Origin of the sequence: Janthinobacterium sp. 75 (assembly GCF_004365495.1) — a bacterium.
GTDB lineage: Bacteria > Pseudomonadota > Gammaproteobacteria > Burkholderiales > Burkholderiaceae_D > Janthinobacterium.
Genome location: NZ_SORD01000001.1, coordinates 3,559,538 through 3,581,530, shown reverse-complemented (window position 1 = coordinate 3,581,530; position 21,993 = coordinate 3,559,538). Strand labels below are relative to the sequence as shown.

Annotated in this window: 18 protein-coding genes; 4 read left to right on the top strand and 14 right to left on the bottom strand. The window is 64.6% G+C overall.

Going from position 1 to position 21,993, the window contains the following annotated elements; translation table 11 throughout:
* The first annotated feature begins 96 nt into the window (after positions 1-96).
* Together C8C89_RS16335 and C8C89_RS16330 are read left to right on the top strand one after the other, a co-directional pair.
* Complete coding sequence (locus tag C8C89_RS16335) at positions 97-897, top strand: transporter substrate-binding domain-containing protein (protein ID WP_166674765.1); 801 nt, start codon at positions 97-99, stop codon at positions 895-897.
* Position 898: 1 nt separating this feature from the next.
* Positions 899-2,020 carry a metallophosphoesterase gene (locus tag C8C89_RS16330; RefSeq protein ID WP_133991065.1) on the top strand — a complete coding sequence of 374 codons (1,122 nt, stop codon included), beginning with the start codon at positions 899-901 and terminating at the stop codon, positions 2,018-2,020.
* Positions 2,021-2,023: 3 nt separating this feature from the next.
* Here the strand turns inward: C8C89_RS16330 and C8C89_RS16325 are convergent, their stop codons facing one another.
* Positions 2,024-2,776: a DUF4303 domain-containing protein gene (locus C8C89_RS16325; RefSeq protein WP_133991063.1), complete on the bottom strand. Its 753-nt coding sequence runs from the start codon at positions 2,774-2,776 to the stop codon at positions 2,024-2,026.
* Between the two features lie 16 nt (positions 2,777-2,792).
* Positions 2,793-3,716 (bottom strand): LysR family transcriptional regulator, encoded by a 924-nt coding sequence (locus C8C89_RS16320; protein ID WP_133991062.1) that lies wholly within the window; start codon positions 3,714-3,716, stop codon positions 2,793-2,795.
* Between the two features lie 123 nt (positions 3,717-3,839).
* Between C8C89_RS16320 and C8C89_RS16315 the strand changes: the two genes are divergently transcribed.
* Entirely contained in the window at positions 3,840-4,607 is a 768-nt protein-coding gene (locus C8C89_RS16315) for an SDR family oxidoreductase (protein ID WP_133991060.1), read from the top strand.
* Here the strand turns inward: C8C89_RS16315 and C8C89_RS16310 are convergent.
* The 9 genes from C8C89_RS16310 to C8C89_RS16270 form a co-directional block, all read right to left on the bottom strand.
* On the bottom strand, positions 4,535-5,539 hold the full coding sequence (locus C8C89_RS16310) for an NAD(P)/FAD-dependent oxidoreductase (protein ID WP_133991058.1): 1,005 nt from the start codon (positions 5,537-5,539) through the stop codon (positions 4,535-4,537). The two genes, C8C89_RS16315 and C8C89_RS16310, sit on opposite strands and share 73 nt — an antisense overlap.
* The gene (locus C8C89_RS16305; RefSeq protein ID WP_133991056.1) at positions 5,526-5,978 is read right to left on the bottom strand and encodes an Rrf2 family transcriptional regulator; all 453 of its coding nucleotides are present in this window, start codon (positions 5,976-5,978) and stop codon (positions 5,526-5,528) included. The genes C8C89_RS16310 and C8C89_RS16305 overlap by 14 nt, the downstream gene beginning before the upstream one ends.
* A gap of 114 nt (positions 5,979-6,092) precedes the next feature.
* On the bottom strand, positions 6,093-7,496 hold the full coding sequence (locus C8C89_RS16300) for a cytochrome c (RefSeq protein WP_133991054.1): 1,404 nt from the start codon (positions 7,494-7,496) through the stop codon (positions 6,093-6,095).
* Positions 7,493-9,100, bottom strand: coding sequence for a GMC family oxidoreductase (locus tag C8C89_RS16295; RefSeq protein WP_133991052.1), 1,608 nt, complete (start codon positions 9,098-9,100; stop codon positions 7,493-7,495). The genes C8C89_RS16300 and C8C89_RS16295 overlap by 4 nt, the downstream gene beginning before the upstream one ends.
* A gap of 9 nt (positions 9,101-9,109) precedes the next feature.
* A complete protein-coding gene (locus C8C89_RS16290) occupies positions 9,110-9,634 on the bottom strand; it encodes a sorbitol dehydrogenase family protein (RefSeq protein ID WP_243858039.1) in 525 nt (174 codons plus the stop codon).
* Positions 9,635-9,662: 28 nt separating this feature from the next.
* A complete protein-coding gene (locus C8C89_RS16285; RefSeq protein ID WP_101481533.1) occupies positions 9,663-10,829 on the bottom strand; it encodes a porin in 1,167 nt (388 codons plus the stop codon).
* Between the two features lie 365 nt (positions 10,830-11,194).
* Positions 11,195-11,650 (bottom strand): homoprotocatechuate degradation operon regulator HpaR, encoded by a 456-nt coding sequence (hpaR, locus tag C8C89_RS16280; protein ID WP_243858038.1) that lies wholly within the window; start codon positions 11,648-11,650, stop codon positions 11,195-11,197.
* Between the two features lie 102 nt (positions 11,651-11,752).
* The gene (locus C8C89_RS16275; protein ID WP_133991050.1) at positions 11,753-13,552 is read right to left on the bottom strand and encodes a DUF885 domain-containing protein; all 1,800 of its coding nucleotides are present in this window, start codon (positions 13,550-13,552) and stop codon (positions 11,753-11,755) included.
* Positions 13,553-13,685: 133 nt separating this feature from the next.
* Positions 13,686-15,695, bottom strand: coding sequence for a glycoside hydrolase family 3 N-terminal domain-containing protein (locus C8C89_RS16270; RefSeq protein ID WP_208327708.1), 2,010 nt, complete (start codon positions 15,693-15,695; stop codon positions 13,686-13,688).
* Between the two features lie 207 nt (positions 15,696-15,902).
* Here C8C89_RS16270 and C8C89_RS16265 point away from each other — a divergent pair, with 207 nt between their 5' ends.
* Entirely contained in the window at positions 15,903-16,940 is a 1,038-nt protein-coding gene (locus C8C89_RS16265) for an AraC family transcriptional regulator (RefSeq protein ID WP_133991048.1), read from the top strand.
* A gap of 90 nt (positions 16,941-17,030) precedes the next feature.
* On the opposite strand, the gene C8C89_RS16260 is transcribed toward C8C89_RS16265, so the two are convergent.
* The 3 genes from C8C89_RS16260 to C8C89_RS16250 all read right to left on the bottom strand — a co-directional run bounded on the left by C8C89_RS16260 (position 17,031) and on the right by C8C89_RS16250 (position 21,907).
* Positions 17,031-20,090: an efflux RND transporter permease subunit gene (locus tag C8C89_RS16260; RefSeq protein ID WP_133991046.1), complete on the bottom strand. Its 3,060-nt coding sequence runs from the start codon at positions 20,088-20,090 to the stop codon at positions 17,031-17,033.
* Complete coding sequence (locus C8C89_RS16255) at positions 20,087-21,196, bottom strand: efflux RND transporter periplasmic adaptor subunit (RefSeq protein WP_133991044.1); 1,110 nt, start codon at positions 21,194-21,196, stop codon at positions 20,087-20,089. Before C8C89_RS16255 ends, C8C89_RS16260 begins: the two co-directional genes overlap by 4 nt.
* 84 nt (positions 21,197-21,280) lie before the next feature.
* Positions 21,281-21,907, bottom strand: a complete 627-nt coding sequence (locus tag C8C89_RS16250) for a TetR/AcrR family transcriptional regulator (protein WP_133991042.1) — start codon at positions 21,905-21,907, stop codon at positions 21,281-21,283.
* Positions 21,908-21,993 lie beyond the last annotated feature (86 nt).

The window sequence follows — 21,993 nt, the reverse complement described above, 5'->3', positions numbered from 1 at the left end:
TAACGCTTCGGCTATAATCGGCAGTGCGAAACGCGACTGTTTCGGGCCACCTGGGATGAACAATTGCGGCAACAACCGATGTGTAACGGCGCTGCTGTGCCTTTTCTTCCATGGCTGCGCCCCCGTGCTTGGGTGGCCGCCTTGGCCGCCACGGCCTTGTTGGCGGTGCCCGCCAGCGCCGAAGAAGGCTTGCCGGCCAGGCTGGTATGCCATGACGATCTCTTCGTACCTTACTTCATGCAGAAGCACGGCCGCCTCGAAGGATTGAACGTGGATGTGCTGCGTGAGGCGGCAGCCCGCCTGGGCATCGCCATTGAATTTCGCGCCATGCCATGGCGCCGGCTCGAAAGTGAGCTGGCCAGGCCGCAGGGCACGGTCGATTGCGCCTTCGCCATGAGCCGCACGCCGGCACGCGAGCAGTACCTGGAATTTGGCAAGGTAGCGCTGCAGCCGACCGAATATGCGCTGTTCGTGCGGCGGGACGACACGCTGCCGGCCGTGGGCAAGCTGGACGACCTGGCCGGCAAAGTGATAGGCGTGCGCGCTGGATTCCGCCTGCCCGAAGCCATCGCCGCCGGCGTCGCGCAGGGCCGCTGGAGCATCGCCGAAGTACCGACGGATGCCGCCAATTTCCAGAAACTGGCGCTGCGCCGCATTGATGCCGTGCTGGCGGACGGCGTCGTCGGCCAGTACACGGTCAAACAGCTGAAACTGCAAGGCATCGTCCGCGTGGCGCCGCAACTGGCCCGCTTCGACACCTATATCGTGTTTCGCAAGAATAAAGGCTCGCCCGCGCTGGCCGCCGCCTTCGACCGCGCATTCCGGCGCATGCGCCAGGATGGCAGTTTCACGCGCATCACTTCCGCCTATCTGGGCGCACCGCTTCTGGAACCTTGACATGACAACCCGCACGCCGCTGCTGCGCATCACGATGATACTGGGCGCCCTGCACGCCCTGCTGGGCTGGCTGCTACTGCCTGCGCTGCCCGTCGGCCTGGCCGGCTGGCTGCTGGGCGGCCTGGCCTTGCTGGCTTCGACCATGTTGATGCCGATGACCATCTTCGCCCGCGCCGTCACGGCCGATGCGCGCCTGGCCGACCGTTTGAGCTGGGCCGGATCGCTGTGCATGGGCTTTTTTTCCTCGCTGTTCGTGCTCACCGTGCTGCGCGAACTGCTCATGCTGATTCCCGCCAGCCGCCCCCACGCGCAGGCGTCCGCCATGGCGGCCCTGGCCCTGGCGCTGCTGGCTACCATCCTTGGTTTCATCAACGCCCGCAAGGTGGCGCGCGTGCGCGAGGTCGACGTGCCCATCGCCGGTTTGCCGGCCGCCCTGCAGGGTTACACCATCGTGCAGCTGAGCGACATCCATGTGGGCGCCACCATCAAGCGCGCCTACGTGGAGGCCATCGTCGCGCGCGCCAACGGCCTGCAGGCGGACCTCATCGCCATCACGGGTGACGTGGTCGACGGCACGGTGGCCCAACTGGGCGCGCACACGGCGCCGCTCGGCGACTTGAAGGCGCGCCATGGCGTCTACCTCGTCACGGGCAACCATGAATACTATTCGGGCGCCGCGCCCTGGGTGGTGGAATTTCGCCGACTTGGCTTGCGCGTGCTGATGAACGAACATGCGGTCCTCGAACACGGCGGCGCGCGCCTGGCCCTGGCCGGTGTCACCGACTACAATGCCGCCTCCTTCGATACCGCCCAGGCTAGCGACCCGCAGGGTGCCATCGCCGGCGCGCCAGCCGGAATCCCGCGCATCCTGCTGGCGCACCAGCCGCGCAGCGCGCCCGAAGCCGAAGCGGCTGGTTACGACCTGCAATTGTCGGGCCACACGCACGGGGGACAATTCTGGCCGTGGAATTTGTTCGTGCCGCTGCAGCAACCGTACGTGGCAGGCCTGCACCGGCGCGGCCGCCTGTGGATTTATGTCAGCCGCGGCACAGGCTACTGGGGTCCGCCGAAACGTATAGGCGCGCCGGCGGAAATTACGAAGCTGAGGCTAGTAGCGGCTTAAGCTTCACTCCTCCCAGCTGGCCATCCATGCCTCGAAACGCGCTACCACCGCCGGTGGATTCAAGCGCGCCAACGCGCCTTCCACTGGCTCGCTGTCGCTGACATCTAACAGCAGCACGGATTCGTCGCGCCGCGCGCCCGTGCCGAACACGCCTTCGGCGTCAACCTGCGCCAGCGCCGCGATGCAGGCGTCGAACACGCCCGTGCGGAAAGTGGCGAAATCTACATCGAATGGCAAGTCGCGGTGCGCCTGCAACAACAGGCGGTAGGCGCTGTCGAAGTAGGCGCCGCCGTCGTCATGCGCCCATTCGGCCGGATTCCACAGCATCTCTTCTGCATATTCCGAGGCGGCCAGCGCTTCGCGGCTGTTGGCCATGGGGCCGATGGTCATGGCGCTGTCGTCGCTCACCAGTGCGAAAGCGTTGATATGCTGTTCCGGATGCGCACGGCGTACGGCATCGACGGCCAGGCGCACGGCACCCGCCACCAGTGTTTGCAGCAGCACGTAATCAAACACGGCCGGGTCGATGACGCTCTCGCGCGCCAACGTATAGCCATCAGCCAGAGCGCTGCGGCAATGCACCTGGTAGGCGGCATGCGCTCCAGCGACACTGGCGTAGTCCTTGCGCGTCTCTTCGCCCCATGTCTGGACCGCGCCGGCTGCCGTCCATACGGTCGCGCCAAACACGCGCGCTTCCTGGAAGCGGGCCGGCTGATCGCCGTCAAAGGTGTAAAACAGGCTGTAATTGCTATACATAAGTGCTTCTTATTGTTTAATCGGGCCGCATCTGCGCGGCGAAATCGCGCTGGCGGAACTGCTCCAGCAAAAACTCGACGAACACGCGCGTCTTCGCCGGCAAGAGCTTCTTGCTGGCATAGTACACGGACAGGGGGCCTGAATCGGCATGCCAGCCGGGCAGCAAGCGGATCAAGGCGCCGCTGCGCAAGTGCTCCAGCGCGTGCGCCATGGGCAGCAGCGCCACGCCGACGCCCATGACGGCAGCCTGCGCCATCGCGTCCGGGTCGTCGAAGATGGCGCGCGGGCGGTATTCGGCCACGCCTTCGCCGCCCGAGCCATTACGCAATATCCAGCTGCGCAGTCTCCCGCTGCCGGCCGAGCGGCGCGCCACGCCGTCGAAGTGCGCCAGGTCCGACGGATGCACGGGCATGACCTTGCCCTGCATGAAGGCGGGCGACGCCGTGGCGACGACGTGGACGTGGCCCAGTTCGCGCGCCACCACGCCCGGCGCCAGCTCGATGCCGCCGCCGATGGCCACATCAAACCCTTCGCCGATCAAGTCCACTTGCCGGTTATCGAAATGGCAGTCGGGAACCACGCCCGGGTAGCGGGCGATGAAGTCGCCCAGCAGCGGCACCACGTAGCTGCGCCCGAACGACGGCGCCATGCTGATCTTCAGGATGCCGGCCGGCTGGCCGCCCTCTTCGGCCACGCCAGCGATCGCCTCGCGCAAGGTGGACAGGGCGCCACCGATCTGCTGTAGGAAGCGCTCGCCCCCTTCCGTCAGGGTCAGGCGGCGCGTGCTGCGCTGGAACAACCGCAGTTCCAGGCTCGCTTCCAGCCGCGCCACGTTCTTGCTGACGGCCGCCGGCGTCAGTCCCAGGCGGCGCGCGGCCGCTGAAAAGCTGCCCAGCTCGGCAGACAGCACGAAGGATTGCAAGTGATTCAGGGCGTCCATGCACCTATTTTACCCGCTCATTCGATAGTTATGGTTGAAAGTGATTGTAGCGATTCATGGCTACCGCGCAGGCAATGGAAGGCAGATACTAACCTTCTCGACTCCTCACACAGAAAGCACATCATGCAAACCCAAGCTACCAGCAGCACTTCCCTGCCACTGCAAAACAAGATCGCCTTCGTCACGGGCGGCTCGCGCGGCATCGGCGCCGCCATCGTGCGCCGCCTTGCCAGCCAGGGCGCCAACGTCGTCTTCACCTATCAAAGCTCGGCCGCCGAAGCGCAGGCGCTGGCCGCCACGGTGGAAGCCAGCGGCGGCCAGGCGCATGGCGTGCAGGCCGATGCGGCCAATGCCACAGCCCTGACGGCCGCCATCGACAAGGTGGCCGCGCAGTTTGGCAAGATCGATATCCTGGTCAACAACGCGGGCGTGTTCCTGCCCGGCGCCATCGACGACTTTACTCTGGCAGACTTCGACAAGACCTTGAACGTCAATGTGCGCGCCGTGTTCGTGGCCATCAAGGCAGCCGTGGCGCACATGCAGACGGGTGGGCGCATCATCAATATCGGCAGCACGAATGCGCACCGCATGCCGTTCGGCGGCGCGGCTGCCTACGCCATGAGCAAATCGGCGCTGAGCGGCCTGACGCAAGGCCTGTCGCGCGACCTGGGCCCGCGCGGCATCACCATCAACAACGTGGAACCGGGCCCCGTCGCCACGGATATGAACCCGCCCACGGGCGACTTCGCAGACCTGATGCACGGGCTGATGGCCCTGCCCCGCCACGGCACGGCCGATGAAATCGCCGGCATGGTGGCTTACCTGGCCAGCGCAGAAGCGGCATTCGTCACGGGCGCCGGGCTGAAGATCGACGGCGGTTTTGCCGCCTGATCCAGTCCGAGCATCAGCGAGCGGTGTGCCGCTATGCCCGCCATGGCGCCATCAGCCACCGCGAACGCCACGCTGCCGGCCATGCGCCCCGCATCGCCACAGCAAAAGACGCCGGGCACGCTGCTGGCCTTTTGCTCGTCGGTGCGCACGAACGGGCCCGTGGCTCCCTCTTCCAGCAAGCAGCCCAAGTCGCCAGCCAGGGAACTGGCCAGGCGGGTACGGGTCGCCACGAAAAAGCCGGCCATCACGTGGCGGCTGCCGTCCGCCATCAGCACATCGGCCACCCCGTCGATCTGCGCCACAGGCGTGCGCACCAGCTTTACGCCACGCGCATCCAGTTGCGCCAGCTGCGCCGCGTCGGGTTCGAAGGCGCCATTCAGAAAAAAGGTGACCGTGCCCCAGTCCGGCAGCATCAGGGCATGGTGCATGGACAGGGGCCCGGTGGCCAGCACGCCGATGGCGCCCTGCTCCAGCTCATAGCCGTGGCAATACGGGCAGTGAAAGACGCTGCTGCCCCAGCGTTCGGCCAGGCCTTCGACGGTCGGAAATTCGTCGATCACGCCGGTCGCCAGCACCAGGCGGCGGCCGTGCACGACACTGCCGTCCGCCAGGCTCACGTCAAAGCCATCGCCGCTGGCCACCGCCTGCCAGGCCGTGCCGTCCAGCCATGTGACGGTGGCATACGCCAGCAATTGCGCCTTGCCTTCGGCCGCGATGGCGGCCGTCCCGCTGCCGTCGCGGGTCAGGAAACCGTGGGAATGGCTGGCGTAGCGGTTGCGGCGCTGGCCGCCATCGATCACCAGTACGCGGCGGCGGGCGCGCGCCAGTTGCGTGGCGGCGGACAGGCCAGCATAACTGCCGCCGACGATGATGGCGTCGAACGGGGCGCAGGTCGTGGCGCCGTTCGCGCCCTGGGGTTCAGAAATGTGCATGAGGTGCTCCTAGGTGTATGGCGTATTGTTGGCTGAAACGTTCGGCCAGGTCGGCCAGGGTGACGGCGCCGAAGCGCTGGATCAGCAACGCCTCGGCTTCATCAAAGGCGCCGGCCAGCGACTGGTTGACCACTTGCTCCACCAGGCAGCCCGGCTGATCGACGCGATTGCCCATGGCGAAGATGGTGGGCGAACCCACGGCCACGTAAATGTCTTGCAGGGTCACGCCGTGCAAGTCGCAAACGATGCGCCAGCCGCCGCCATGGCCCTTGACCGACGCCACGTAACCGCGCTCGCGCAAGCCGGCCATTACGCGCCGCACCAGCACGGGGTTGGTGTCCAGATAGCCGGAGAGTTCATCGGACGTCATCGGGCGTCCCGCGTGGGCCATGTGCAGCAGCACATGGAGGATGGATGATAGTTTGCTGTCGCGTCTCATGTAACTAATGATAGTACATAATCCTCACACATGCAAACGAGTTGCAATACCGGGGCAAAAAAAGGGGCCAGACCCTGTCAGATCTGGCCCCCAGCCTTTGCCATGGTTTCAGGCTTACACCGCCTTGCTCCGCCGTCCCCGCCACCACAGCAGCAAGGCCAGCAGCACCAGCACGCCGACGATGATGCCCGCGCGGGCAAGGCCGATCAGGTTGGACGGCACCCCGCCGTTGCGCAAAGTCGTCACCTGTTCCGCCGTCACCTTGACGTCGGGATTGCCGTACATCTTCTGCACGTAATTGCCCAAGGTGACGATCTGCTCGTCCGACAGGGTCTGGCGGAAGGCGGGCATCAAATGTCCCGCAGTATGACTACCCTTGCCATCCTGCCGTTCCACGCCATCGAGGATCGCCATCACCAGGTTGTTACTGTTGCTGCGGCCGGTCACCGAGTTGTGGAACAACGGCGGCAAGCTGCCGTCGAAACTGCCCTCGCCCCTGGCCTGGTGACAGCTGGCGCACTGCGCATCGTACAGCTGCGCACCCGACATCTTGTTCAGGTTTTGCGGCAACGGCACGCCACGGATCGCGTTCAAATCGTCGCCAGCCTTGCCCCATTGCGTCACCGCTTGCGTGTCCGCCTTGTCGCGGATGGCGGGTACGGTTTTCAGGTAATGCGCCACGGCGTTCAAATCCGCATCGCTCAGGTGCTTCAGGCTATGGTCGATGGCTTCGGCCATCGGTCCGGCAGCCTGCGCCCTGTTGACCGCGCGCCCCGTGCGCAGGTAGCCGGCCAGCTCATGCTGGCTCCAGCGGCCGATGCCGCTGTTGACGTCCGAGGTGATGTTCGGCGCGTACCACGTGCCCAGGTCCGCGCCACCCAGCTCTTTCGACAGCTGTTCTGCCATCAGCACATTGCGCGGCGTATGGCAGGTGGTGCAGTGGGCCAGGCCTTGCGCCAGGTAGGCGCCGCGGTTCCACTCCATGCTTTTCGACGCATCGGCCACGAACGGCTTGGTATCGAGGAACAGCAAATTCCAGCCCGCCATCGACTGGCGGATATTGAAGGGAAACGGCAAGTCCGTCTGCGTTGCCGGTGCCGTATCCACCGCTGCCACGCCATGCATGAAATAGGCGTACAGGGCTGCCGTGTCGTCATCCGTCACCTTGGCATAGGCCGTGTAGGGCATGGCCGGGTACAGGTGTGCGCCATCGGCCCGCACGCCGCGGCGCAGCGCATCGGAAAACTGCTGCAAGGTATAGTTGCCGATACCATGCGTTTTCGATGGCGTGATGTTGGTGGCAACGATGGCGCCCAGCGGCGTGGCCAGGGCCAGGCCGCCCGCCATCGGCTTGCCGCCTGGTACGCTGTGGCAGGCGATACAGTCGCCCGCCGTGGCCAGGTAGCGGCCACGTTCGACTGCCTGCACATCGGCGCCGGGGGCGTCCGCCGCCAGCACCGGCAAGGCCACGAGGGACAGCAAGGCGGCACTGGCCGCCAGTCGGAAGCTTGCCATCATGCTGCCACCCCCTGTTCGTCGAGAATGTGCTTGACGGTGCGCAAGGCTACGGCCAGGCCGTTTTCCGTCGAATTGCAGGTGCCGGACGTGGGCAACACGCCGGTGCTGCACAGGAACAGGTTGGCGTGATCAAAGGTGCGGCCCCATTGGTCGCACACGGCCTTGGCCGGATCGGAACCCATCGACAAGGTGCCGCAGATATGCTGGTTGTTGGCAAACACGCCTTCCTTGCTGTGGCGCAAATTGGTGCCGCCCATCAGCTTGGCGATCTGCTCGAAATCCTGCTTCGAGCGTTCGTGGCCCCGCTTTGTGTAGTCATCGATCGCATAATGCGCCTGCGGCTTGGGGATGCCCATGGCATCCTTTTCGCTGCTCAAGGAGATGCGGTTTTCCGGGTTCGGCAGCACTTCCAGCACGTTTTTCAAGCTCATTTCGCGCGCCGAGCGGAAACGCAGCTGTTGCTCGAACTCGGCGCCAAATACGCCCTTGCCGATCAACTCCCTGGTCGCGCCATCCACGCGCGAGATGTTGGTGAAATCCAGGCGGTACGGCGAATGCTGGCTGCGGAAGTCGCCGTCACGCATGCTGTTGATGGAATTGGGGCTTTGCGGGCCCCGGCCCAGCCACAGGTCTTCATCGGCGTCGAAAGTGATCGAAGTGCTCGGGTGATCCATCAGGTTGCGGCCTACCATGTCGCTGCTGTTGGCCAGGCCGTTCGGGTATTTGTCCGAGGCGGAAACGAGCAGCAAACGGGGACTTTCGATGCCGTTGGCCGCCAGAATGAAGGTCTTGGCCGTGACTCGATGACTGTTCTTGTCGACGTCGTAGTACAGCGCGGCCGTGATGCGGCCCTGAGCGTCGTGTTCCAGCTTGTAGACGTTGGCATTGCACAGGATCTTGACGCCCGCGTCTTCGGCCTGCTGCGCGGCGATGCCGCCGTGGTATTGCGCGTCGATGGGGCAGATCGGCTGGCAGCTGTTGTTACCGCAGCAGGCCGGGCGGCCACCGTAGCTGACGCTGTTGCGCGCCACCGTGTTGCCGACCACCTTGAACGACGGGTCGAGACGCTCGCGGATGCGGCGCATGGCGTACGGCTCCGTCACGGACTCCATCGGAAATGGCTGCTTGCGCGGCGAACCCGTGTTCTCGGCACCCGAGACGCCCATGATGTCTTCCGCTTCCTGGTAGAACGGCTCCAGGTCGTCGTAGCTGATGGGCCAGTCCACGCCTACGCCATACAGCGTATGGATGCGAAAGTCGTTCGGCACATTGCGCCAGGCCTGCGCGGCCCAGTGCCACGAGGTGCCGCCGAACTGGCGGATGTATTCGGCCGGATACGGGTACGGGCCGGCCTGTACCAGGTAACCGTTATCCTTCGGCTGGTAGATAGGGTGCGGTGCCGTGGCCACCGAGGGATAGGGCGACATCCAGTCGCTGCGGCGCGTCGTGTTGCGGAAACGGGCGACGATTTCGCCGCGCGACACGCGCGGGCCCGCTTCGAGGATCAGCACCGAGGCGCCGGCCAGCGCGAGTTTGCGCGCGGCCAGCGAGCCGATGATGCCCGAGCCGATTACGAGGTAATCGGCAGTAAGTTGTTCAGCCATGATGGCTCCTTAAATTGGTTTTCTGGCCCAGCTGCCGTAGGCGCCGTAGGAATACGTGGGAGGTTTCAGCACATCGGCTACGACGGCGGCGTTCAGCGCCTGCTCGTAGGCGACGCAGACGGCCGCCTCGCCCGTGCCGACGATGCCCAGGTACCAGGCGCTGGCGATCTGGCGCGGCAAGGCCGCCAGCGGCAACTGCACCGGATCGAGCGCATCGAGCGCTTCCTGCAGGCCGGCCGCCTGCAAGCCCTGCGCATTGATCAGGGTCAACAGCGCGCGCACCTTGGCGGGAAAGGCGGCGTCCTGCGCCACCAGCGCGTCATACAGGCGCTTGGCCAGTACGGGGTTGAGCACCTGGCGCCCGACCAGCATGGCCGACACGCCCAAAAAGGCGCCCTGCTCCGCATTGGCGACCGGCTCGGCCAGCGCCCAGGGAATCAGTGCCGCGGCTGATGCCGACAGCAAGCCGGCCAGCACCATGCGGCGGCCGGGATTGAGAGGGCCGCGGCCCTCCTTGTTATGTGTAGCGTCCAATTGAAGCTCCCGTGAGTTCAGCAACCGTTCAGAAAGAATGCTTGAGACCGACCATCACCACTGTCTGGCCGCCATTCGACGATGGCGTGCCGTTTTGCGAATCGCCCACCGAGGCGACGGCGTCGACGATGGCGCCGCCCTGGCCCAGAGTCTGGCCGCGCGCCAGCTGGCGCGCTTCGATCAGGTAGATCGCCGTACGCTTGGACAGCGCATAGGTCTGCTCGAACGACAGCTGGCGGTAGCGCGCGCGGTCCGACACGCCATTGGCGCGGCTGGTGTAGGTGTCGCTGTAGCCGGCGGCTAGGAACCACTGCGGCGTCAGCTGGTAGCTGGAAATCAGGCCGGCCGTGTTGAAGATGGCGGTGTCGCGGAAGGTGGAGTGGCTGCCCGCCTGGTACTGCACGTTGCTGGCATTGGCGCCCACCATCCACTTGCCCATGGTATAGCGCGCGCTGGCGGCAATGAACGCTATGCTTTCCGCCGAGGCATAGCCCCGGTTGAGGGCCGAGATACCGAAGCTGCCCGATGCGTTGTCGCTCCAGCCAGCGCCATTCTGTCCATTTTTCAGTTTCAGATAGCCGAGCGCAAATTCGGCCGGCGAGGTGCTGTACTTGACGGCGGCGCTGAAGCTGCTGCCCACGGCATTGCCGTCGGCCGCTTCACCGAAGCCGTATTGCGCGCTGGCCTGCAGGCCGCGCCAGGCTGGCATATTGTAGGTGACGGAATTGCTGATGCGCACGGTCGTATCGAGGCCGTCGATATCGCCCGGGTGGGCGCCGGTCGCGCCCGTCAAGACATTGCTCGACGCCAGCGAGCCCACCAGCAGATAGTACGGCGTGTACTGGCGCCCGGCCGTCACGCTGCCGTAGGCCTTCGATTGCAAGCCCACGTAGGCCTGGCGGTTGAACAGGGAGCTGGCCGAACTCTGCGCGCCCGTATCGCTTTCAAAGCCGTTTTCCAGCAGGAACAGCGCCTTCAGGTCACCGCCCAGGTCTTCCACGCCCTGGAAACCGATCTTGCTGGCGGACAAACTGCCGCTGCGCATATAGGTATTCGACTTGCCTCCCTGGTTGCTGGCGTAGGCGGTGGCCGCATCAACTACGCCGTAAATGGTGACATTGCTTTGGGCGCAAACGTTTGCGCCGATGAGCGAAGTGACGGCCAGCGCCGCAGCGCGCATGCATATAGTGTTCATTTTTTCCTGATTTTCCTGTTTTGTTGTACGTCCAGCAAGCATTTCCACCGCGATGGCGGAACACACGCTGTGACGCTGCGTTGCCGCCCCATCCGGCGATGGGGGCATCCGCTGTTCTTCTTGATTTGGATCAAGTACAGCAAATTATACGCTTATTTGCTCACATGTAAGTGATTAACTATAAGGCGTAGTCTTATAGCAAAACATGGATAGCTCTTATAGCAAAACCGATAGATGCGCGGGCGCAAGCCCGGCAGAATGGGGAAAAGCGTGGAACAGGCGTGACAAAAGCAGCGGCGGCGCGTGTTAAAAAAACACGCGCGGCGGAAGGTCAGACAGGCAGAAAACGGGGGGGGCTGGACGATTCAGCGCAGGATGGCGGGCGCCACCGGCAGGGTTTCCAGGGCAATGAAGGCTTCCAGGGTACGGCGCATGTCTTCAAACACTTGCTTGCCGTAAGCCGCTTCCAGGTGTTCATATTGCAAGTCAATCAACTTGCCCATCTGCAGCAACAAGCTGGCGCCCGATTCCGACAGGTGCACCTTGCGGCGGCGCTGGTCGCCTTCAAACTTGCTACGCCCGATCAAGCCGATTTCTTCCATGCGCGCCAGGATGCCGCTCATGCTGGGACTGGAAATCTGGCAGATATTGCACAGCTCGCGCGGTTCCAGGGTGGGGCTTTCGTTCAGCGCGCGCATGATGCGCCACTGCTGCTCCGTCACGCCGAAGTGATTGAGGATGGGGCGGAAATGCTGGAGCAGGCTGTCGCGTGCCTTCAGCAGCAGTTGCGGCATGTTCGGATAACGGATCGGTAGCTGCAAGTGGAACTCCAGGGTGGCCAGCACAATGAGCGTAATTATACGACTCGCCCGAGGAGAATAGCGGCAAAAATGCCTTTCCCTGCCGCTCTTGATGCCATGGCGTCAGCCTCTGGCTTTTCTCCGCTCGGGAATAAAGTGTTCGCGCACGGCCTTGGCCAGCAGGCCAGGCGGCAGCAAACCCTGTCCCAGCAGGAAGTTGTTGAAGGCCAGGCGGTCGAATTTCTCGCCCAGCGCCAGCTCCGTTTCCGCGCGCAGCTGCAGGATGCGCGTATAGCCATAGAAATAACTGCCCGCCTGCCCCGGCATGTTGAAGGTATAGCGGTCCAGCTCCTGGCGCGCCATCGCTTTCGACAGCATCACTTCATCCGTCAGGATGCGGCCCGCTTCTTCACGGGTGACCTGCCCCAGGTTCAGCATCGGGTCGAGCATGGCGCGTGCCGCGCGCAGCATGCGGAACTGCAGCGCGATGAACTGGCCTTCGGCCGGTTCGTAGGGAATCATCTCCGCTTCCGCATACAGCGCCCAGCCTTCCACGTTGACGCTGTTGAACGCGTACAGGCTGCGCGCCTGCGACACGCCCCGCTCCACCATGGCGCTGAACTGCAGCTCGTGGCCGGGCCGGCCCTCGTGCGCGCTCAGGGTCCATGCCGCGCCCGCGAAGTTGAAATCGTCATATGCTTCGCCCTTGCCGCTGGTGGCCGGATTGCTGACGGGGAGGACGAACTGGCCGTGTTCTCCCGTATTACCGATCAGCGGAGGCGGACGCATGTGCGGCGCCGGCTGGGCCGCCGATTCGGCATTCGATGCCAGGCGCATGGTCATAGCGCGCGCAGGAATATCGACGACGCGCTGCTGGGCGATGCGCTCTTCCAGCTGCGTATTGACGCCCTTGTAGTGCGCTTCCAGCTGCTCGTTCGGGATGGAATCGACTTTCAGCGCGCGCAGCACCTGGCGGTAATCGCTGACGTCGACGCCCTTCAACGCCAGCCTGGCCGCCACCACGGGCGCCAGCGCCTGCATGGCGGCGCGCGTTTCCAGGTAGGCCACTTGCGCCCGTTCGACCAGCGCGCGCGGCTCGATGTCGATGCCCACCTGTTTCAGGCGGAAGGCGTACAACTCGGGCGCCATGCGGAAATCCGTGCGCGACAGGGGCAGCACCACTTGCTTCTCCCACGCCGCATATTCGTTCAACTGCTGTTCCATGGCCGCCAGCGCAGGTTCGGCGTCCGCGATCTGCATGTCGGCAAACAGCTTGCGGATGCCGGCGATATACGTCGGTACGTTTTCCAGCGACTGCTCCACCTGCAGGCGCACGGGACCGGCCAGGCCAGGCTTGCCGATTTTTTCCGTGAAGCGCGCCTTGGCCTGCTGCGTGATCGGCGTGCTGCCCGGGAACCGGCCCACATAGCGCTGCAAACGTTCGAGCGCCTTGGCGCGTCGCGCGGCCGGACGCTGCTCCTGCAACAAGCTTTGCATGCTGCCAAAAACCATTTGCGGCACATCGACCCACGGCAAGGTGTACTTGGCGTCCAGCTGGGCGCCGGTGATTTCCTGGTCCACAGCCTGCGTCAGAATCTGCAGATCCTGACGGACGCGCTCATCTTTTTCCATCGCCAGCTTTTGCTGCAATTGGGCGCGCGCCTGCCGCATGGCTGCCACATAACGTTCGGTGATCTTCGGCCCCAGGTCGGCGGCCAGGCCGTCGTACTGCGCCAGGCCTGTGTCGGAAGCGTTTTCGGGCGAGAACTGCGCCTGCGCCGTCAGCACGATGGCCGCGTTACGGTTGCTGGCCTCGACCCAGGCCGATTCGGCGCCAGCCGCTGCAGGGGCGGCGGCCATGGCGGGCATGGCAAACGCTATGGAGAGTGCTGCGGCAAGCACGGTCTGGTGCAATTTCGGCATAAGGTACATCGGGGTTTCCTTCCTGGCAGAATCGGCGAACAAAACGGCGAACGAAGCGGCCAGTATCGGCGAGCGCCAGGGTGCTGTCAATCGGACGGGGACAGGCCGCGCCAGGCGACCCGTCCCGCGCCCGTCAGTACGCCAGCCCGTCGCCAAACTTGTACAGCGGATGGGCCGTGTCATACGGCACGTCCGATTTCTGCATCTGCACTTCGGCCATCGACGACGGCAACTCGAACGGCAGTTTGCCTTGCGGCTTGGCCTTGCCCGTCAGGACATCGAACAGCGCGCCGTCGCTCACGCCAAAGTTGGCGAGAATGGCGCTGGCCTTGTCCTGCACGTTGCCGAGGATGGCCGGACGGTCCAGGTACACCGTCACCACCGTCTTCGGCGCGTATTTCGCCGCGTTCTTGATCGCCTCGTAGTCGGCATTGCCATCTACGTAATCAAGGCGGCCTTCGTGCTGCATGCTGCCGAAGATGTAATTCGGGTGCAGGGTTTCATAGGGCGCGGCCACGCGCAGCAGGGCCACGTCCGCTTCCTGCGGCGTGGCCACCACCGTGTAGCCGTACTGCTTCGCCACGGCCGCATCGATGCCATACAGGTAGACTTTCTTGACGCTGGCCGCCAGCGGCAAGACCTTGTCCTTGTTTTCCAGCAAGACCAGCGAACGGCGCTGCGCATCCAGGCCAGCCTCGACGAATTCCGCCTTGCCCACCGTGGTGGATGCCTTGGCCGCATCGACAAACGGATGCTCGAACAGGCCTTGCTTGAATTTCTGGATCAGGATGCGCCGCGCCGAGGCGTTGATGCGCGCTTCCGTCAACTGGCCACGCTGCACGGCTTGCGTCAGGTACGGCGCTTCCGTCACGCCGCCAAACTGGTCCATCCCCGCCGTGACGGCCTTCACGTAACGTTCGGCCTTGGTGGCGTCTTCCATGCCCCACGGCGTGCCAAAGCCGATGAACGAAGGCGCGACGCCCGGCGGCGTGCCGTTGCGGCAGTTGGCGTCGCAGTCGGAGGTGATGCCCCAGTCGGACAGGATCACGCCTTCGAAGCCGTATTTGCCGCGCAGCAGATCGGTCAACATGGTCTTGCTGAAACCGGCCGCCACCTGCTCCAGGGTGATGCCGGCTATGGTGATATTACCGTCTGGCAGGGCGTACGTCGGCATGACGGAAGCCGCCTTGGCGGTGAACGCCCCTTCGAAGGGCTTCACGTGGTAAGCGAAGTTGTTGCCCGGGTAGGTCATGTAGCGGCCATAGTAATTGTGGCCGTCAAAGCCCTCTTTCGTGGCGCCGTAGCCTACCCAGTGCTTGACGACGGCCACCACGCTGCCGTCATGCAAGCCCGTATTGCCGTCTTGGAAGCCCTCGATATAGTGCTGCACCATGCGCTTGGCCAGGTCGGCGTCTTCGCCAAACGTGCCGTTGATGCGCGACCAGCGCGGCTCGGTGGCCAGGTCCGCCTGCGGTGATAGCGCCTGCGTGATGCCGACGGCCAGGTATTCCTGGCGCGCGATATCGCCGAAACGGCGCACCAGCGCATCGTCGCCGATGGCGGCCAGGCCCAGGGTTTCCGGCCACTGCGAGAAGCCCTTGGTGCCGGCGCTGGCGCCCACCGTGTACTGGAAATGGTGGCGCGGATCCGTGCTGATGGACACGGGGATGCCATGGCGCGAGGTTTCGCTCAGGGCCTGCACCTTGTTGTACTGGGCCGCCATATTGGCCGTATCGCCCGCCATGCGCGTAATAAACGTGTTGACGTACTGCTTGACGATCAGGTCTTGCAGGGCCGCCAGGTCATACGCGCCGCCCAGGCCGATGCCGGAAGGGTCGGACACGGTGGGCGCCGTGCCGTGCATCATCAGGCCAGCCTTTTCATCGAGGCTCATGCGCGACAGCAGGTCGTCGGCGCGCGCCTCGGCCGTCAGGCGCCAGTCTTCGTACGGCTCGATCTTGCCGTTGCGGTTCATATCCTTGAAGGTATAGCCGTCGACCTTGAGCTGGGTGTAAGTAGTGGCGCCGAACGCGGGCTGCGTGTAGCCCTCGCTTCCGGTATCGCTGCCGCAAGCGGCCAGGGCAAACGTGGCGACGCAGCCGGCAACCACGCGGGCCATCGGTTTCAAAGTGCAATTCATCATTATCTCCAAGACTGTTTTTGTAGGTATAGGGCGCGGCAGCAAGGCCGGCCGAAAACAATATAGCGTGAGAATGCGTGAGTTTCTTGACCGCGCAGCACCCGTTTTATACCCGCGAGAACAATTTTTGGTTAGACGGCATGACAAGCAACAATCTCCTACAAAGTGCTAATATTTGTGAAAAAATACTACAACAAGCAGGAGACACCCTTGCACAAACCCGACACGCGCACGGTTTCGAACCGCATTGCGCAACAATGTGCGCGCGCCATGCAGGCTGATGGCCACGATCCCGCCGACTTTTTCCGCCATACGGGCATCACGCCGGCGCAACTCACGGAACCTGGCGGCCGCATCAACGCCGAGCGGCACCGCCGCATGACGGCCTACGCCCAGCAGTTGCCGCAGCACCGGGCCATTCTCGATCTCGACGTGACGCACTGGTTCGCGCATTACTCGGGTATCGCCCACGTCTGCTTCAACCGCCCCACCCTGCGCAGCGCGCTGCACGAGCTGCTGCACTTGCGGGGTCTGATCGGCGAATTCGATTTCATGCTGATGAGCGAGAGTGGCACGCGCATCGAGATCGAATACCTGTCCGAGTTCTGCCCCATGGGGGGGGCCATGCAGGCGCTGGCCAATTTCCGCATGTTGTCGCTGGTGGCGCGCGCCTACGACGATGGCATGGCAACCGCCTTCCGTGCCAGCTTCCAGGGCAAGGCGCCATGGTTCGCGCCAGCCATTGCCGAGTGTTTCGGCGCCGCCGCCACCTTTGGCCAGGCGCGCAATACATTGACATTTGACGCGCCGGCGCTGGACCGGCCCTTCGCCCAGTTCAACGCCATGCTGGCGCCGCACGCGCTGCGGCACGCGCAGGGGCAATTGCAGCAGTTGCAGAGGGCGCAGCTGTTTTCGGCCCGCGTGGAGCAAGCCATCATCGATTTACTGGGCCAGCAAGGTGCGGGCGATACCGATGGCGCCTCGCTGCTGCCCGCCCTGTGCGACGGCCTGGCGATGAACCGCTGGACCTTGCAGCGCCAGCTGCAGCAGGAGCAGACCTCGTTCCGCGCGCTGGAATTGCGCGCCAAGAGCCGAGAATCGCGCCGTTTGCTGCGAGAAACGAGCCTGAGCGTGGCGGAAATCAGCGACCGCCTGGGCTTTTCCTCGCAAAGCGCGTTTACCCGCTTTTTCAAGAACCAGTTCGAACTGCCGCCAGCGCGCTACCGGCAGGATGCCGCCGGAGCCTAGAGGAAGAGACAAGCAACAAGCAAAACGGCAAACCACGAATGGCCCTAGTCGAGGAGACGGGTTCCCCGCGTCTCCGGCCCGCTGTTCAAGCTATACAGCCTGCGGCCGTATTCTGAACCAGATCGCATACATCGCCGGCAGAAACACCAGGGTCAGCACCGTGCCGGCAAACGTGCCGCCGATCAGGGTGTAGGCCAGCGTTCCCCAGAAGACCGAATGGGTCAGCGGAACGAAGGCCAGGATGGCCGCCAGGGCGGTAAGGATCACCGGTCTGGCGCGCTGCACGGTCGCTTCGACGACGGCATCGAAAGGCGCCAGCCCGGCCGCCTCGTTATGGTGGATCTGGCCGATCAGGATCAGCGTGTTGCGCATCAAAATGCCCGACAGTGCGATCAAGCCGACCAGCGCATTGATGCCGAACGGCTGCTGGAACAGGATCAGCGTGGGCACGACGCCGATCAAGCCCAGTGGACTGGTCAGGAAGACCATGACCATGGCCGAAATCGAGCGCACCTGCAGAATGATTATCAGCAAGGTCAACGCCAGCATGATGGGGAACAGGGGCAGCATGGCCTTCGTCGCCTTCGCCGATTCCTCGATCGAGCCGGCCTGCTCGATGCGGTAGCCGCCTGGCAGTGTATCGATGATGGACCGCAGCTGCGCCGTGATGGCGCCCGACACGTCGGGCGGCTGCATGCCGTCGGCGATGTCGCCGCGCACGGTAATCGTCGGCTGGCGGTCGCGCCGGCGCATCACCGGTTCTTCCCAGCGTACCTCGACCGTTCCCACCTGCGACAGCGCGATGCGCTCGCCGTTGGCGCCAGCCAGGGTCAGGTCGGCGATACGGGCCGGGTCCTGGCGCATGTCGCCGGCCGCGCGCGCCACCACCTGCACCGTGCGGATATCTTCACGCACGGCGGTGACGGCTACGCCGCTGAGCAGGAACTGCAGCTGCTGCGCCACGGCGCCTGAGCTCAGCCCCATGGCTTGCAAGCGGTCCTGCTGCAGGCTGAAATGCAGGGTGGGCGTGCGCGTGCCCCAGTCAGTATTGACGGTGCGCATCATGGGACTGGCCTGCATCACGCGCTGCACCTGGCCGGCGATGGTGCGCAGCACCTCGGGGTCCGGGCCGCTGACGCGGTAGGCGACGGGAAACGGCGAGTATGGGCCGAACACCAGTTGTGTGACACGCACGCGCGCCTCCGGCGCCAGGCCTGCGGCAACGGCCACGCGCAAGCGCTGCTTGAGGGTGTCGCGCGCTTGCTGGCTGTCGGTGCGCACGACGATCTTGGCAAACGAAGGATCGGGCAATTCCGGCCCCATTGCCAGGTAAAAGCGCGGCGCGCCCTGGCCAACATAGGCCGTGACGATCTTCGCCTCGGGCTGGCGCGCCAGCCAGGCTTCCACTTTCACCGCCGCACCGCTGGTCTGCCCGATCGCGCTGCCGTAAGGCAGTTGTACTTCGATCAGCACTTCAGGACGGTCGGAGATGGGGAAAAACTGTTTCTTGACGATGGCCATGCCCAGCACGGCCAGCACGAACAGGCCGATCACGGTGGCGAACACCAGCCATTTGCTGGCGATCACGCGGCCCAGCAGGCGGCGAAAGCGGTGGTAGCGCGGCGTGTCGTACAACGCATCATGGCCGCCGGCGACCTTTTTCAGCTCGGGCAGGAGCTTCACGCCCAGGTAAGGTGTAAACAACACAGCCACCACCCACGAGGCGATCAGGGCGATGCCGACGATCCAGAACATATTGCTGGTGTACTCGCCGGCGCTGGAGCGGGCAAAGCCGGTGGGCATGAAGCCGACGGCCGTGACCAGGGTGCCCGCCAGCATGGGCGCGGCCGTATGGCTCCAGGCATACGCGGAGGCGGCAATGCGGCTGTAGCCCTCCTCCATCTTGACCACCATCATCTCGATGGCGATAATGGCGTCGTCCACCAGCAGGCCCAGGCCCAGGATCAGGGAACCGAGGGTGATGCGGTCGAAATTCTTGCCTGTCGCGGCCATCACGATGAACACGACGGCAAGGGTCAGCGGCACGGCGGCGGCAACGACGATGCCGACGCGCCAGCCCATGCTGACAAAACACACCAGCATCACCACCAGCAGCGCGGCGAGGAACTTGAGCATGAATTCATCCACCGCCGCGCCGATATTGACAGCCTGGTCGGTGACCTTGGCCAGGCTCATACCCAGCGGCATTTCAGTGCCGATGGCCGTCACTTCCCGCTCCAGCGCCTTGCCCAGGTCCAGGCCATTCCAGCCATCGCGCATGACCACGCCCAGCAGCAGCGCCGGCTCGCCGCCATTGCGCACCATGAAGCTGGCCGGGTCCTCGTGGCCGCGACGCACGGTGGCGATATCGGACAGGGCCAGCGTGCGGCCCTGCGCCACCACCGGCGTGTCGCGGATCTTTTGCAGCGCGTCGAGCGCGCCGTCGAGGCGGATGAACACTTGCGGCCCCCGCGTCTGGACCGAACCGGCTGGCGTGAGCGCATTCTGGCCGTGCAGCGCCGCAAACACGTCTTGCGCCCTGACGCCCAAAGTGGCCAGGCGCTCCTGAGAAAACTCGACATAGATGCGTTCGGCCTGCTCGCCGATGATATTGACCTTCTTCACGCCCGGCACGTGCAGCAGGCGCTGGCGCAAGGTTTCAGCCTCGCGCACCAGCAGGCGCTGCGGCTCGCCCCGCGCCTTGAGCGCAAACAGGGCAAAGGTGACGTCCGCGTATTCGTCGTTGATCATGGGACCGATGACGCCGGACGGCAGGTTGGCCGCCTCGTCGCCAGCCTTCTTGCGCGCCTGGTAGAACTCGGCCTGCACCTGGTCGGGCGGCGTGCTGTCGAGCAGGGTCAGGGTGGTAAACGCCAGGCCGAGCGTGGTATAGGTTTCGGCGCGCTCGTACCAGCGCAGCTCCTGCAGGCGCTTTTCGATCTTTTCGGCCACCTGGTCCTGCATTTCGCGCGCGCTGGCGCCTGGCCAGGCGGTGACGATGGTCATCACCTTGACCGTGAAGGCCGGGTCTTCCGCCCGTCCCAGCTTGAAGAAGGACAAGAGGCCGGCCAGCGATATCAGGCAGATCAGGAACAGCGTGACGGAACGCTCGCGCACGGCCAGCGCCGACAGGTTGAAACCCCCGCTCATGGCCGCGCTCCCGCACCCGCTTGTTCAAGTGCGACCTGCTCGCCGTCGCGCAGCAGGTGAGCGCCCAGCGCAACGATGCGTTCGCCGCTTTTGAGCTGGCCGCTGACGTCGGCGCCGTCATCGTGCAGGCGGCGCACCTTGACGGGCCGCCAGGCCAGCCGCGCCGGCTCACCCTGGATCAGCCACACGCCCGGCCCCTTGCCCCCATCGTGCAGGGCCGCGAGCGGTACCCGTACGGCATCGCCGGCATCGGCGCTACCGGCAATGCGCACCGTGACGGTGGCGCCCAGTGGCGCGCCCGACAGCGCTGCATCGAGCACATAGCGCGCCTCGAAGGTGCGCGTTTGCCGGTCCGCATTCTGCGACAGCTGCCGCAGCGTGGCTGGCACGCTGGCGCCCGGCCTGCCAAATAGCGTGGCCTGGGCGGTCGAACCAAGCGACGGGCGCAAGGTTTCCGGCAACTGGATCGCCGCTTCGCGCCGCCCGTCATGGGCCAGGCGCACCGCCGGCTGCCCGGCAGCGAGTACCTGGCCCGGTTCGGCCAGCGTATCCGTCACGATGCCATCGGCATCGGCCACCAGCACTGCGTAGCGCAGCGCATTGCGCGCCACGTCGGCCTGGGCCTCGGCTGCCTTGAGCTGGGCAGCCGCGGCGTCGGCCAGCGCCCTGACCTGGTCGTACGCTGATGCCGAGATGGCGCCGGTGCCGCGCAAGTCGCGGTAGCGCGCCTCCTCGTCGGCCGACTGGCGCGCGCGGGCGCGCTCGGCCGTGACCGCGTCCTGGCGTGCCTGGGCCAGCAGTTGCAAGTCCTGCGCATCCAGACGCATCAAGGCTTGGCCACGCCGCACGGCCTGGCCGGCATCGACCAGGCGCTCCTGCACCTTGCCGGCGATCCGAAAACCCAATTCGCTTTGCACGCGTGGCGCGACGACGCCGGTAAAGGTACGCGCACCCGACTCGGCACCCTGCACCGTTACAGCGCGCACCAGCGGCATGGCGGTACGCGGATCGGCTTGCGCCTTCTCGCCGCAGGCGGTCAGGCCCAGGGACAAGGCCAGGGGCAAGGCGGAGATGACAGCAGATGAGGCAAGACGGCGCCAGCGCATAAGAATCCCATGAACGAATTGAACAGGGTTCTCATTCTGGTACTGGTGACCAAATAAGTCAACAGTCACAAACCGGCATTGTGACTAGGGTGACAAGCTGCGCAACACGAGGCTGGACAATTGTGCCGGCGCCGTCTCGCTCGTCTCCAGGCTGTGCTGCAGCAGCAAGGGATTGATGCAGGGGCGCATCACCAAGTAGATCGCGCTTGCTGTTTCGTCGAGCGGCGTCTTGCGCTCGAAGTCGCCCGTCTTGCGGCCCTGCTGCAAGATATCCTGCAGCAAGGCGCCCATGGCCAGCTCATAGGCCTGCACCGTCGGCCAGCGCCCGGTGGCGGCCGAGGCGGCGATGTCGTACAGCTTGCGGTCCTGGAAGAACAGCCGCAGGCTGGCCTCGACACTGGCCTTGAACATGCGCCGCAGCTTCTCTGGCGGCTGACCGGCGGCATCCACCGCTGCCCTGACCTCGGTTTCAATCTGGCGCAGGCAGTTGCCGCAGATATGTTCGCCGATAGCTTGCTTGGACTCGAAGAACTTGTAGATATAAGCCTTGGAAAAGCCGATGGCCTTGGCCAGGTCGGACACGGTGGTCTTTTCGTAGCCATACAGGCTGAAATATTCGGTGGCGGCGACGACGATCTGATCGCGCACGTCGTGGCCGGCCGGGCCGCGCGCGGGCGACGGAATTGCTGGATGAAGTGTGGTGTGGTTCATGGCCACAGCTTAACGCGCCGCGCCAAAATGCACAATAAGTGACCAGAATGTATTATAGTCACGCTCATTTTCTTTTTTTAACGAAC